General features: G+C 68.0%; 15 protein-coding genes. 8 read left to right on the top strand and 7 right to left on the bottom strand.

Annotation, left to right across the window (positions count from 1 at the left end):
- The first annotated feature begins 7 nt into the window (after positions 1-7).
- Positions 8-412, top strand: coding sequence for a RidA family protein (locus tag ACLIVD_RS31230; RefSeq protein WP_009475147.1), 405 nt, complete (start codon positions 8-10; stop codon positions 410-412).
- A gap of 4 nt (positions 413-416) precedes the next feature.
- On the opposite strand, the gene ACLIVD_RS31225 is transcribed toward ACLIVD_RS31230, so the two are convergent.
- Positions 417-1,757 (bottom strand): potassium channel family protein, encoded by a 1,341-nt coding sequence (locus ACLIVD_RS31225; protein ID WP_280780526.1) that lies wholly within the window; start codon positions 1,755-1,757, stop codon positions 417-419.
- Between the two features lie 225 nt (positions 1,758-1,982).
- On the opposite strand from ACLIVD_RS31225, the gene ACLIVD_RS31220 reads away from it, so the two are divergent.
- Entirely contained in the window at positions 1,983-2,432 is a 450-nt protein-coding gene (locus ACLIVD_RS31220) for a PPOX class F420-dependent oxidoreductase (RefSeq protein ID WP_164059794.1), read from the top strand.
- A 53-nt stretch (positions 2,433-2,485) separates the two neighbouring features.
- On the top strand, positions 2,486-2,968 hold the full coding sequence (locus ACLIVD_RS31215; protein ID WP_283333765.1) for a hypothetical protein: 483 nt from the start codon (positions 2,486-2,488) through the stop codon (positions 2,966-2,968).
- Positions 2,969-3,051: 83 nt separating this feature from the next.
- Here ACLIVD_RS31215 and ACLIVD_RS31210 read toward each other — a convergent pair whose 3' ends face one another.
- From ACLIVD_RS31210 to ACLIVD_RS31185, 6 genes are all read right to left on the bottom strand, one after another.
- Complete coding sequence (locus ACLIVD_RS31210) at positions 3,052-3,294, bottom strand: hypothetical protein (protein ID WP_283333766.1); 243 nt, start codon at positions 3,292-3,294, stop codon at positions 3,052-3,054.
- A 110-nt stretch (positions 3,295-3,404) separates the two neighbouring features.
- The gene (locus ACLIVD_RS31205) at positions 3,405-4,160 is read right to left on the bottom strand and encodes an AIM24 family protein (protein ID WP_011595185.1); all 756 of its coding nucleotides are present in this window, start codon (positions 4,158-4,160) and stop codon (positions 3,405-3,407) included.
- Positions 4,157-4,858 carry an AIM24 family protein gene (locus tag ACLIVD_RS31200; RefSeq protein ID WP_283333768.1) on the bottom strand — a complete coding sequence of 234 codons (702 nt, stop codon included), beginning with the start codon at positions 4,856-4,858 and terminating at the stop codon, positions 4,157-4,159. Before ACLIVD_RS31200 ends, ACLIVD_RS31205 begins: the two co-directional genes overlap by 4 nt.
- 5 nt (positions 4,859-4,863) lie before the next feature.
- A complete protein-coding gene (locus ACLIVD_RS31195; protein ID WP_280780522.1) occupies positions 4,864-5,487 on the bottom strand; it encodes an AIM24 family protein in 624 nt (207 codons plus the stop codon).
- An 80-nt stretch (positions 5,488-5,567) separates the two neighbouring features.
- Complete coding sequence (locus ACLIVD_RS31190) at positions 5,568-6,710, bottom strand: DUF475 domain-containing protein (protein ID WP_280780618.1); 1,143 nt, start codon at positions 6,708-6,710, stop codon at positions 5,568-5,570.
- Positions 6,711-6,828: 118 nt separating this feature from the next.
- On the bottom strand, positions 6,829-7,404 hold the full coding sequence (locus tag ACLIVD_RS31185; RefSeq protein ID WP_009475137.1) for a TerD family protein: 576 nt from the start codon (positions 7,402-7,404) through the stop codon (positions 6,829-6,831).
- A 258-nt stretch (positions 7,405-7,662) separates the two neighbouring features.
- Between ACLIVD_RS31185 and ACLIVD_RS31180 the strand changes: the two genes are divergently transcribed.
- The 5 genes from ACLIVD_RS31180 to ACLIVD_RS31160 are packed head-to-tail and all read left to right on the top strand — an operon-like array spanning position 7,663 to position 13,260.
- Complete coding sequence (locus ACLIVD_RS31180; RefSeq protein WP_283333941.1) at positions 7,663-8,784, top strand: hypothetical protein; 1,122 nt, start codon at positions 7,663-7,665, stop codon at positions 8,782-8,784.
- Positions 8,785-8,796: 12 nt separating this feature from the next.
- Positions 8,797-9,999: an HpcH/HpaI aldolase/citrate lyase family protein gene (locus ACLIVD_RS31175; RefSeq protein WP_283333770.1), complete on the top strand. Its 1,203-nt coding sequence runs from the start codon at positions 8,797-8,799 to the stop codon at positions 9,997-9,999.
- Positions 9,996-11,279: a phosphoribosyltransferase family protein gene (locus tag ACLIVD_RS31170; RefSeq protein WP_283333771.1), complete on the top strand. Its 1,284-nt coding sequence runs from the start codon at positions 9,996-9,998 to the stop codon at positions 11,277-11,279. The genes ACLIVD_RS31175 and ACLIVD_RS31170 overlap by 4 nt, the downstream gene beginning before the upstream one ends.
- Positions 11,276-12,385 (top strand): cysteine protease StiP family protein, encoded by a 1,110-nt coding sequence (locus ACLIVD_RS31165; protein WP_283333772.1) that lies wholly within the window; start codon positions 11,276-11,278, stop codon positions 12,383-12,385. The genes ACLIVD_RS31170 and ACLIVD_RS31165 overlap by 4 nt, the downstream gene beginning before the upstream one ends.
- Positions 12,382-13,260, top strand: coding sequence for an HAD family hydrolase (locus ACLIVD_RS31160; protein WP_280780518.1), 879 nt, complete (start codon positions 12,382-12,384; stop codon positions 13,258-13,260). Before ACLIVD_RS31165 ends, ACLIVD_RS31160 begins: the two co-directional genes overlap by 4 nt.
- Positions 13,261-13,276 lie beyond the last annotated feature (16 nt).

The following is a 13,276-nucleotide window of genomic DNA, read 5'->3' as shown; positions in this document are numbered from 1 at the left end:
AATCGATATGTCCGACACCACCGTCATCCGCACCGAAGGCGCCCCCGCCCCCGCGCACACGTTCAGCCAAGGCATCAAGAAGGGCAACATGCTCCAGGTGTCGGGGCAGGGTCCCATGGACCCCGTCACCAACAAGTACATCGCGGAGGGCGACGTGCGCGAGCAGACCCGTCGCACCCTCGAGAACGTCAAGGCGATCCTCGAAGCCGGCGGCGCGAGCGTGGAGGACGTGTTGATGTTCCGCGTCTACCTCACCACCCGGGACGACTTCGCCGCGATGAACGACGTGTACGGAGAGTTCATCGCGGCGAACGTGCCGAGCGGACAGCTGCCGTGCCGGACCACGGTGTTCGTCGACCTCCCGCACGAGGTCATGCTCGTCGAGATCGACGCGCTGGCAGTGACCGGCTAGGTCGCTACGCGGTGACGAGGTGCCGGCAGCTCATCCGCGGCGACATGGGCAGCTCGGTGAAGACGGGCTCGGACGTGTCCGCCGTCGGCACCTCCAGGTAGAGGTGGCTGCCGTCCGCCACGACCCCCTGCGGTTGCAGGCCGATCAGCTTAGCCACCACGTACGTGGCGCTCAGGCTGGTGACGTCGCGGATGATGCCGAGCCGCAGCAACGACCGCGTCTCGGCGATCGCCTCCTGCTCCCCGGCCCGCAGGACCAGCCGCAGCCCGGGCGACAGGGCCTGCGCGGCCACGGACACCGCGATGTTGTCCAGGTCGTCGGAGCCGACGGCGGCCAGCGCCAGGGCGCGGCCCACGCCCAGTCGCTCGAGGAGTTCACGGTCGCCGCCGTGCCCGACGACGGTCGGGATGTTCATCGACCGCACGAGCCGGAGGTTCTTGGCGTGGGGGTCGCGTTCGACGCCCACCACCGCGACACCGAGGGCCTGTAGCTCCCGGCACAGCCGGAGCCCGACCTGGCCGAGGCCCACCACGATGACGTGACCCGAGCGGGGCAGGACGCGGCTGCCCACCAGGCCGACCAGCCGGGGGCCGAGCAGGCGCTCGATGATTCCGGCGGTGAACATGGCCGTGAAGACGACGGTGAACAGCATCGCCACCGAGGCGAACACCGCGTAGGCGGGGCTGCCGTGGGTATCGGTTCCCGGGCCCACGGTGGTCACCACCCGCACCGCCTCGTTGAACGCGTCGAGCGGTGCCACGTGCTGGCCGAGCATCAGCCACAGCCAGTCGGCGAACAGGACCGCCAGGAGTCCCGCGAGCCCACCGAGCAGGATGCGCGTGCCGATGTCGTGCGACCGCAACAGTCCGGTTGCGCCGGTCGCCGCGGTGCGCCACCAGTTCCGCCGGGGCAGGTCGACGTGCGCGCCCTCGGGGTGGCCGTCGATCATGCGGACCGTCAACATGTGCTCGCCCGCGTGCCGGGCCGCGACGAGTTCGGGTTCCAGGCACGGACCGGCGAGCGTCGGTGCGGCCAGGTCTGCCGGTGACGTCACCTCGCACTGCGGGAGCAGCTGTGACAGCTGGTCCGCGACCGTGCGGTCGAAGATCGTCACCACCAACGGGATCGACGCCGAGATGTGCGCCGCGGCCAGCGCGTAGCGCAGCGCGACGACGTCGTCCCGCACCAGTACGGCCATACCGCAAGGTTCGTCCGCCATCGCCAGGCGGAGCTCGTCGTCGTCGGGGGCGACGAGATGGCGTACGTGAAAGTCCCTTTCGCGGAGGGATGCACAGACCCGTCGGGCCACGGTGGTTTCGCCGATGACGAGATATGAGTCGTTCACGTGTGGTCCTTCCGGCTCGGGATCACGAGAGCGTACCCGAGAAGAACCGCAGATCCCACACGAGAATGTGTACCGGTCAGTATCCTGAGATTTCCTGGAACACGTTACCGGCCAATGTTTTTCCGATCCCGGTGCCCTACTCGTCGGTAGGGCCCTGGACCGCGACCAGGGGCAGCCGCGACTCCGCACGGGAACACCGCTTCGGCGTCCGTGGTTGGGTGAGACATGACCCTCGATGCGAATGACGACCGGCGCCCACTTCTCGACCTCGTCGCCGCACACAACCGTGCGGTCCTCGCGACGATCAAACGTGACGGGCGCCCGCAATTGTCCAACGTGATCTATGCCTGGGACCCCGGCACGCAGACCGCGAGAGTGTCGGTGACGGCGGATCGGGCCAAGACCCGGAACGCCGCCCGCGACCCGCGGGTCTCGCTGCACGTCAGCGCGACCGACTTCTGGAGCTACGCGGTCGTGGAGGGAGACGCGGAACTGAGCGCGGTCGCGGCCGATCCGCACGACGCGGCGGCGGACGAGCTCGTCGACGTGTTCCGGCTCGCGTCCGGAAAAGAGCACGACGACTGGGAAGAGTTCCGCCGCGCGATGGTGTCCGAGCACCGGCAGGTACTCCGGGTCCGCGCGACGAAGGTGTACGGCATGGCCCAGTTGCCCTGAGTGTGCGAAACGTAGCTGTGGCAGCCGGTCGGAGCCGGTGGGACGATTGAGTCATGCGCAGGAGACGGTGGCCGGCGGCACCGCCGCCTGCCACGGAGGGAATTGTGGTGCACGGGCCGGTGGAGCTCGTGACGAGCCGCGACCTGAGCCTGAGACTGGCGGAGGTCGTCGCGCACCCGACGGGCATGCTGCTGCGCGTCGAGCTGACGGCGAGAGGCAGATCCGCTGATCTCGCGCGGCACGAGACGCGTCCGCTGGACGATCCCGACGACCCGTCGGCGCGGTGGTCGTATCTCGCGGTGAACGTGCAGGTCGACGACATGGAGGGTGTCGCCGATCCACGCCACCCGCATTCGACGTCGAAGACCGACGCCGCGGACGCGTCTGAATATCACTCCGCGCCGCACTACTGGATCAGCGACTACCCGGAGTCGGGGACGATCACACTGACCGCGGCGTGGAAGGAAATAGGACTTCTGCCGAGAACCCGGACGATCACTCTCGGCCCGAATCCGAGTATGCGACCCGCCCGCTAGTCGTCGCGGGTAGACATACGAAGGTGCCCTTCGGCGCCGTGGGAGCGCCGAAGGGCACCTTCGCCCTGCGAGGGGAACGCAGATCAGGGCAGGGAAACCCAGGTGCCGAAGAACCAGAATCCGTGCGGGCTCGGCGCGGGGGTCTGCTGCTGTGGAGCGTGCTGCTGCTGTGGAGCGTGCTGCTGCTGAGGCTGCGGCGCCTGCTGCTGCTGGGCCGGGGCGGGGTTGTGGCCCACCGGGTCGGCGCTGGCAACGCCGGCTCCGATGCCGAGGGCTGCGAGGGCGATGCCACCGGTTGCGACGGCCTTGGTCACGACGGACTTCATGCGGTTCCTCCTGGAACGTATCGGATGCGGTGTCAGAACTTCCTGACACCGATCAGAGTGCTCCCCGTCCCTGCCGCAACTCTTCGCTCAGCCTGTCAATCGCCTGGGTGTCAGCGAGGCTGCTCCGCCAGTTTGGCGGCGATCACGCCGTTGAGCCGTTGCAGACCGCTCGGAGTGATGCCGTGGATCTGCCCCTCGATACTGCGCACGACATGCGTGTCGCTGAGGACCTTCTCACTCGACTGGATCAGAACCGTTCCGGCGCCGGTGAAGTCGAACTGCCGTTCCTCCCCGGAGTTGATTCCCATCATGTGGGCGCCCGCCGCGAGGAAGTTGCTGATCCACCCCTGGTCGTAATGGTGACTCGGGGACGGGCAGTCGGCCCACCCGACGAGCGCCTCCGGATCGATCCGCAGCGGCGGCTCGGCGAACATCACCGGGCCGTTGGACGACGCCAGGAACTTGCCGGTCCCGATGAGCGTCAGGAATCCCGGCACGATGGACTGGTTCAGGGCCAGACCCGGTTCGAACGCAAGGAGATTCGACGCCCGGATGGTGAGGTTGCCGTCGTCGAGGTCGTACGAGTTGATGTCGTAACCGCGGTCGCCGATGATCAGTTTCCCGAATCCTTCGGCCACCGCATAGTCGCCCATGTACAGCGGTGCGGAGAACTGGTTGGCGACCATGTGCAGTGCGGCGCCGTGCAATCCGTGGGTCAGGGCCTGGAACTGCATCTGACCGTAATAGGCGATCATCGCACCCTTGCGGATGAACCAGGGCGCGGTGAGGTCGATGCAGAATGCGTAGCTGTTGTCGGGAATGTTGTCGCTGGCGCCGAGAGTCGACGGATTGTGGATGGCGGTCACAGTTTCTCCTCCGAAGCCTGAACGTAGACGAGGCCCTGACCCGTGCACTGCAATTGCATTGCTTCCCCGACCCCGCGACCCATGGCCTCACGCCAGCCGACGGCGGATTTCAGTTCCACCTGGACGCTCCCGTACGTGCCGACGAAAGCGTCGGGGTCGACGAACACCGGATTCGGGCCGCCGACAGGGAGTTCGATGAAGCCGCCGTGTGCGAGCAGCACCGCCGACCCGTACCCGGACAACTGCGTGGTGAACATTCCGGTCCCGGAGAGGGCGCCTGCCGCCGCGCCGCGTAGGGCGCCGAGCATGCCGCGTCCGCCGCCACCACCGCCCTGACTCGTCACGGAGATCACCGAACTCTGCAGTCCCGCATTGTGCGCGAGCAGCCGGGACGCCTCGACACACAGCGCGCCACCCTGCGACATGTCGACGACATGCACCTCGAGTCCGGCGTGACCGTAGTGCACCTCGCCCTGCCCCTGCGCGAGCATCGTGCGTTCGTGCTCGCCCTGCATCATGCGTCCGGCCATCCGGGTGAAACCACCCATGCCCGCCATCGACTGGGAACCCGGCACCTGATGCGGCGAGAACTGCACCTGACCCGTGTAGAACAACATCGCACCCGTGCGCGCCACCACACCGCCTGCGGCGCCGACGTCGACCTTGACGACCTTCGAGTTCACTTTCGAGAAGACCATGGGGCTCACCGCTCTGCCGGTTGAATGGAGACGACGCCGTGACCGTCCCACTTGAGGGAGAAGGCCTCACCGTTGCCCTGGCCGACGGCGCTGCGCCACGACACGTCGGTCACGAACGACTGCGTCACCTGCCCGCGCGCCGAGACGAACGCGTCGGGATCGACCACCAGCGGGTACTGCGGCGACACCTCGAGGTGGATGAGTGGCCCGCCCGCCGACAGCAGTGCCACCTGACCCTGGCCGGAGACGGTCGTGGTGAACAGGCCCTGACCGCCGACCCCGCCGCGTAGTCCGGTGAACGTGACGTTGGTGTTCAGGTTGCCGCTCAAGGCGAGCAGCTGCTGCGATTCCACCTGCAGGGTCTCGTTCGCCAGGTCGACGACGGAGACGTACTGACCGCCCACCGCGAGGTACACGACACCGTGGCCGGAGCATTCCATCAGCGACAGGGCCTCACCCGTGGCGCGCCTCTTCATTCCGGCGAGGACCCCGTCACCGCCACCGAAACCTGCCGACTTGAAACTGACATTGCCCTCGTAGGCGATCATCGAACCCTGTATCGCCCGGATGGTGGTTCCGGCGAGCTGCGCCTCCACCACCTTCTTCGACTTGTCGAGCAGCCGCCCCATGGGTGCCCTTTCCAGTGTCGAGCGGCAGTGCCCGTGACCGAGTCACGAGCACTGCCGCTGGATGTGAGTACAGGCAGAACTTAGCCGACGGACACCGGGTCCTGCTCGTCTACGTCGTCTTCCGCTTGGCCCGCCGTCGCGACGGCCTTGCGGTTGCGGACGATGCTGGAGATGAAGGCGGCACCGATCAGGGCGACGCCGACGAGTCCGGTGACGTTCTCGTTGACGTGGTAGCCGATGGACACCAGCAGGATCACGGCCAGTGCGCCGATGGCCCAGTGGGCGCCGTGCTCGAGGTACACGTAGTCCGACAGGGTGCCCTTGCGGACCAGGAACACCGTGATGGACCGGACGAACATCGCGCCGACGAAGCCGAGGCCGAGGGCGATGATGATCGGGTCGGACGTGATCGCGAACGCGCCGATCACACCGTCGAAGGAGAATGACGCGTCGAGGACCTCGAGGTAGAGGAACAGGAAGAACCCGGCCTTACCGGTGGCCTTGGCCAGCTCGGTCGGTCCGCCCTTGGACCCTTCGACCAGTTCTCCGTCTTCGTCTTCCCCCGGAGTGTTGAACAACTCACCGAGACCGTTGACGGCGATGTAGGTGACCATGCCGAGGACGCCCGCGATCATCACCGTGGAGACCGTGTCCGCGGGGGCGATGTACGCGGCGGTGATCAGCAGCAGGGCGCCGGCGATGATGACGGCCAGCTGGTCGAGCTTGCCCGCGCGGGCAAGGGGCTTCTCCAGCCAGGACAGCCAGGTGATCTCCCGCTCTTCCAGGATGAAGCCGAGGAACAGCATCAGCAGGAACATGCCGCCGAACGCCGCGATCTGCGGGTGCGCGTCGGTGAGCAGCGTTTCGTAGCTGGCGCTGCCGTCGGGGAAGTACGCGGCACCGTCGGCAGGCGGGTTGAGAGCCAGGTCGAGGGCGGCGACGGGGCCGAGACCGGACGCGAGCCACACGATGACGAGGGGGAAGACCAGACGCATACCGAACACCGCGATGACGATGCCGACGGTGAGGAAGATCTTCTGCCAGAACTCGCTCATCCGGCGGAGCACGGTGGCGTTGATGACGGCGTTGTCGAAGGACAGTGAGATCTCGAGGATCGACAGGATCACCACGAGGAGGACGGCCTGGGGGCCTCCGTAGAGCGCCGCGATGATGATGGAAATCACCGTCACGGCGAAGGAGAGACCGAATATTCGCAGAACCACGAAGCGTGGCCTTTCTCTAGTGGGCATGCAGGGTGGCTACTGCAGGTGGACGAGCACCGGGGGAGGGTTTCACGTCAGGGCCGTGAAACCCTCCCCCGGCTGGAGAACGTGACGACTGTCAGACGTTGACGCCGTAGTCGCGGGCGATACCGGCCAGCCCGGACGCGTAGCCCTGTCCGATGGCGCGGAACTTCCACTCCGCACCGTTGCGGTACAGCTCGCCGAAAACCATAGCGGTCTCGGTCGACGCGTCCTCGGACAGGTCGTAGCGGGCGAGCTCGTTGCCGTTGGCCTGGTCGACGACGCGAATGTAGGCGTTGCGGACCTGACCGAACGACTGCGAACGGGTCTCCGCATCGTAGATCGAGACGGGGAACAGGATGCTCTCGATGTTCGCGGGGACCGCCGCCAGGTTGACGTTGATCACCTCGTCGTCGCCCTCGCCCGCACCGGTGGTGTTGTCACCGATGTGCTCGATCGAGCCGTCGGGGGAACGCAAGTTGTTGAAGAACACGAAGTGCTGATCCGACACGACCTTCTTGTCGGCGCCCGCACCGATGGCACTGGCGTCGAGGTCGAAGTCGGTGCCGGTGGTCGAGCGGGCATCCCATCCGAGTCCGACAGCCACCGCGGTCAGGTTCGGCGCCTCCTTCGTGAGAGAAACATTGCCGCCCTTGGTCAAGCTGACGCCCATTCAGGGGTCCTTTCGAGAGGAGGTGGGTGGACCCTCGACAACTGTCGAAGTTCCGGGTTCGTCGTGCAACACCACGATAATGAATTTGTCCGACTTGTCCCATCCCGCGAACTGTCCACAGGTTTGTGCACAGGCAATTCCGGACCACTCGGGGTTGTCGGCCCGACCAGTACGATTCAGGACGTGACGAGCGGATGGGCGGGACGCTTCCGAGGAAGAGCCCGGGGCGACGACTCGGCTCGTCGCGCCCACGACACGATGGTCGCAGCGTTTCTCGATATGGACAACCGGCAGAGCATCGCCGCCGCGGCCGTGGACGCCTCGGACCAGCTGACTCCGGAACGCGGAATCCGGCGGGCCTGGGAACCGGTTCGCGACGGGTGCTACCAGGCCGCGACGGCGTACCTGGCGGCGGAAGACCAATTCGAGAACGTGCAGACACCCGCGGCGGCCGCCGCGTACGAGCAGGTGACGCGGCAGTTGGTGGCGGCGACGCAGTCTCTCGACGAGTTCTATCGCACACATCGGGGCCATCTCGAGGAGTCGACCGCGATGCTGGCGGCCGTACCCCAACTCGCCCAGCAGGCGCTTCAGGTCGCCTCCGCGGCGCAGCAGCGGGTGCAGACCGAGGGCGGCGCGTACGCCGGCTACCCGTCGGTGCGCGACCGGGGAGCGGCGCTCGAGGCCGCGGTCGTGGCGCTGCAGGGCGCCCGTGGCGCCAATCCGGTCCGCGAAGCGGCAGCGCGCGTGCGGGAGGAGTCGGCGGCGCTCGAGAAGGCACTGGCCGCGGCCCCGTCCAAGGAACTGGACGCCGCTCACGCCGTGTCGTCGGTGACGACGAGGATCGCCGCGGTGCAGACGCGGGCGGAACGGCTGGCGCCCGCCTACTCCGCCCTGCTGCGCGAGTTCAACGCGGCCAGTTCGGCGGATCTCGTCCACAACGACCGCGAGAGCCGCAGGCACATCGAGCAGGCGCAAACCGATCTGCAGCAGGCGCAGAAGGCTCTGACCGCCGGAAATCCGGAGGGGGCGCTGGATCTGACCGCCGCCGCGCGGACCCATCTGGTCGACGCCGAGGCGAACGTCGACGGTGTCACCGATCGCCTGCTGTTGCTGCGGGAGGTCCGCGAGAACCCACGGGCCAAGGAGAACGAGATCAGATTTCGCCTCCGCGACGCCCAGATGTTGGCTGTCAATCGTGGTCTCGTGCGGGAATGGGGATCGGTCCTCGACGCTCAGCTCGAGCGGATAGACCGAATTGCAGGGACACTGACCGGGAGGCATCCCGACTACTGGGCGTACGTCGCCCAGCTCGATGCCGTGTCGGCGTTCATTGCCGAGGTGGTTCAGAAGATGAGAGGACACACAGGACAGCGATGACATGGGGGGACGATGAGCATTAGCGAAGAAATGATGCCGGCTGCGGTAAAGCACGTTCGGCACTTCCACCACCTCGATCCCGGGACGCACGGCCGGCTGTTCCTGCACGCTCCGCAGGCTCTCGGGCCGGACGAGGATCGCACGGTGCTGGCCGTCGCGCTGGGCGCGACGCTGTACGTGCCTGCGACGAGGTCCGACCTCGCGGACACGATCCTTCGCCGGTCCGGTGACGGGGTCTGCTCGATGGTCCTGGACCTCGAGGACGCGGTGGCCGACGATCAGGTGGAGGCGGCGCTGCTCAACGCCGTCGACGCGCTCGATCGGCTCGCCGTCCACGGTGGTGCGCGGATGCAGTTGTTCGTGCGGGTGCGGGCGGCCGAGGACCTTCGGCGGATCGCCGACCTGCTGACCACCGGCGTCGAGGTGTTGTCCGGATTCGTGATCCCCAAGTTCGGTGGTGCGACGGGACGTGCATTCCTCGACGAGCTGGCCGCGGCGTCGGAGCGGCTCGGCAAGCACCTGTACGCGATGCCGGTGCTCGAATCGCCGGCACTGGTGCACCGGGAGACCCGCGACGACGAACTCGCGAAGATCGGTGAACTGCTCGTCGAACACCGCGAGCGGATCCTCGCCGTGCGCATCGGCGCCACCGACATGTGTGCCACGTTCGGCATCCGCCGCGACCGCGACCTGACGATCTACGACGTGCGGGTGGTCGCGGACGCGATTGCCGGCATCGTCAACTTCCTGGGCCGCGCCGACGACACCGGACACGTCATCACCGGTCCCGTGTGGGAGTACTTCGCCGACCACGAGCGGATGTTCCGGCCGACCCTGCGCGCCACGCCGTTCGAGGAGCACAACGAGGTGCGGTTCCGTCAGCAGCTGGTCAGCCGGGATCTGGACGGTCTGCTGCGGGAAATCGCCCTCGACCGCGCCAACGGCATCCAGGGCAAGACGGTCATCCACCCCACGCACGTCGCGGCCGTGCACGCCCTGTCCGCGGTGACGCACGAGGAGTACCACGATGCGCTCGACATTCTCGGCGCCGAGGGCGTCGGCGGCGTCCAGGCGTCGGGATACCGCAACAAGATGAACGAAATGCGCCCGCACCGCAGCTGGGCCGAGAAGACACTCGTCCGGGCGAAGGTGTTCGGCGTGACAAACGAGGGAATCACGTTCGTGGATCTACTGACCGCTCTGGCCGTCCGATGAGCTCACCCACTGCCGTGCGCGCGGTGCCCTGGGCCACGGAACACCTGGGGTTGACGCTCGCCCACGTGGGTTCGGGCACGGGGCTGACCATCCCCGAACTCGTCGAGCCCGGCCTGCGGCGCAACCCGCGTCGTGCCCACCTGCTCGTCTCGACGGTCCTCGGCAAGCACGTGCCCACCGACCCGGGTGCCGTGATCGGCGCGGGCGACCGTCTCGGCGATCTGGTCGCCGACGTTCTCGGACCGGATGCAGATCCCGTGGTGCTCGGATTCGCGGAGACCGCAACAGGTCTGGGGCATTGTGTCGCGGCCCGGCTGCGCGCTCGGTGTTACCTGCACTCCACGCGCCGGGACGTCCCCGAGATCGGGACGTCCGCCGGGTTCGAGGAGGGGCACTCGCACGCGACCAGCCACCAGCTGCAGCCGACGTCCGTCGAGTTGTTCACGGGCGATCGCCCTCTCGTCCTCGTGGACGACGAGATTTCCACCGGCGCCACCGCGGTCGACGCGATCCGCGCGTTGCACCGGCAGAACCCGCGCAGCCGTTACGTCGTGGCGTCGCTCGTCGACATGCGCGAGCAGGGCCACCGGGACGCTGTCGACGCCGCCGCCGCCGAACTGGGGGTGCAGATCGACAGCGTGAGTCTGGCGGTGGGGCGCACCGAGCTTCCCGACGGCCTGATCGACTCGGTCGGTGCCCTTCCGGAACCGGTGCTCAACCCCGTCGGTGAGCGGACCGGGGCCGTCGAGCGCGCCGACATACCGTGGCCCGCAGCGGTTCCGGAAGGTGGCCGGCACGGGTTCCTGCGGGAAGACACCGAAGAGTTCGATGCGGCCGTCGCGTCGGCGGCCGCGGTGCTCCGGGACCGGCTCGATCCGCAGCGCCCGGTGATCGTCGTCGGACACGAAGAGCTGATGTACCTGCCTCTGCGAATTGCGGACGCGCTCGCCACGTCCGGTGTCCGGGTTCGTTTCCAGACGACCACGCGGTCACCCGCCTACGTGCTCGACCAGCCGGGATATCCGCTGCGCCGAGGATTCCGTTTCACAGCGCCCGAGAACGGTGAAGCGCAGCCGCGTTTCGTCTACAACGCCGAGTGGCCGGACGAGGACGCCGTCGTGGTCGCGGTGATCGACGCCGCGGCCGACACCGACCGGCTCACGGCGGCCGGCGGATTCCTCGACGTGCTCACCGCGTCGGGGACGGATGTGCTCCTGGCCGTCGTGTCCGGCGCCGACCCGCGGTCGCTGCGCGCCGCACGTGCGGGAGCGTCGACGTGACGGCGCCGCTGACCGGCCCGGCGTTCGGTTCGTACTCCGCCGACGAGGTGGGCTGGCTGCTCAAAGACCTGTCGCACGTCGACCTCGAAGCCGATGTCGCCGAGCGGGAGCGCCGAATCCAGTCGGGTGAGTCCCACTACGCAGAGACGCTGCCCATCGAGTACCAGCCCGACGCGGAGTACCGCGAGCTGTTCGAGAAGGTGCTGCAGGACAGCTCCATCCGGCTGGCGCGCGCCGTGGGGACGGTCACCGACCTCGTGCTGGCCGAGCGGGGCCGCGACGTCACCCTCGTGTCACTGGCGCGGGCGGGAACCCCGGTGGGTGTGCTCATGCGCCGCTGGGCGCGGGACGTCCACGGGTTGACGCTGCCGCACTACGCCGTCTCCATCGTCCGCGACCGGGGGATCGACGCCGTCGCGCTCGACTACCTTGCGCGTCATCACGACTCGAAGAACGTGGTGTTCGTCGACGGCTGGACGGGCAAGGGTGCCATCGCCCGCGAGTTGTCGCAGGCACTCGCCGAGTACCGCGAAGCCGGTGGCGCCGAATTCGACGACGACCTCGCCGTCCTCGCCGATCCCGGGCACTGCGTCCGCACGTTCGGCACCCGCGACGACTTCCTGATCGCCTCCGCGTGCCTGAACTCGACCGTGTCGGGCCTGGTGTCGCGGACCGTCCTCAACGACACACTGATCGGACCCGGCGACTTCCACGGCGCCAAGTTCTACGCGCACCTGGCGGGCGAGGACGTGTCCAATCATCTCCTCGATTCCGTCGGCGCGTCTTTCGGGGACGTACGCGAGCACGTTCCCGGCGACGTCGAGGACCTGCTGCGGTCGGACCGCACCCCCACCTGGGACGGCTGGAAGTCCGTCGAGGCGGTCCGGGAGCAGTACGGGATCTCGAGTGTGAACTTCGTGAAGCCGGGCGTCGGCGAGACCACCCGGGTGCTGCTGCGCCGGGTGCCGTGGCGGGTGCTCGTCCGCGATCTCGACGCCCCGGAGCACGCACACATCCGGCTACTCGCCGCCGCGCGGGCGGTCCCCGTCGAAGAGGTCCCCGGCCTGGCCTATTCGTGTATGGGCCTGATCAAGGATGTGACATGACCGCGCTGATCGCGACCGACCTCGACCGCACCATGATCTACTCGCGCGGGGCCATGGAACTCGCCGTCACCGAGAGTGACGTGGCCGAGCGGCCCGGCGACGAGGACCTCCTCTGCGTCGAGGTGTACGACGGCAAGCCGCTGTCCTACGTCACGTCGGCCGCCGAGGCCATGCTGCGGAAGCTCACCGCGTCCGCCGTGGTCGTGCCTACCACCACGCGCACCGTCGCCCAGTTCCAGCGCATCGACCTGCCGGGGGCGCCGTGGCGGTACGCGATCACGACCAACGGCGGCAACATCCTCGTCGACGGGGTGCCCGATGCGGGCTGGCGGTCGGGTGTCGACATCGCGATGGCCGACGGTGGAGCCTCGCTGGTGGAGGTCGGCGCCGAGCTGAGCCGACGCATCGACGACAGCTGGGTGCGTTCGTCCCGGGTGGCCGACGAGTTGTTCTCCTACCTGGTCGTGGACCTCGACGCGATGCCGGCCGGCTTCGTCGAGGAGTGGAACGACTGGTGCGTCGACCGGGGATGGGGGGCCTCCCGGCAGGGCCGCAAGATCTACACGATGCCCGACGCGGTGTGCAAGAGCCGCGCGGTCGCGGAGGTCCGTACGAGGCTCGTCGACGACGGAGTGCTCGCGCCGGAAGCGCCCGTGCTGGCGGCCGGGGACGGGGCCCTCGACGCGACCATGCTCAGTGCCGCCGACGCCGCCATCCGCCCCCGGCACGGCGAACTCGAAACCCTCGACTGGCAGCACCCGACCCTGTCGGTCACCGGAAGCAGCGGTATCGCCGCTGGTGAGGAGATCCTGCGCTGGTTCGCGGACCGTGTCGCGCGGGGTGCGGGGACGACGGCCGTCGGCTCTCTTTTGTAGGTTGTAGGCAAACAGA

It is taken from the genome of Rhodococcus sp. G6(2025), assembly GCF_058628105.1.
The sequence above is the reverse complement of the archived record's forward strand: the minus strand, read 5'-3'. Positions and strand labels throughout refer to the sequence as shown.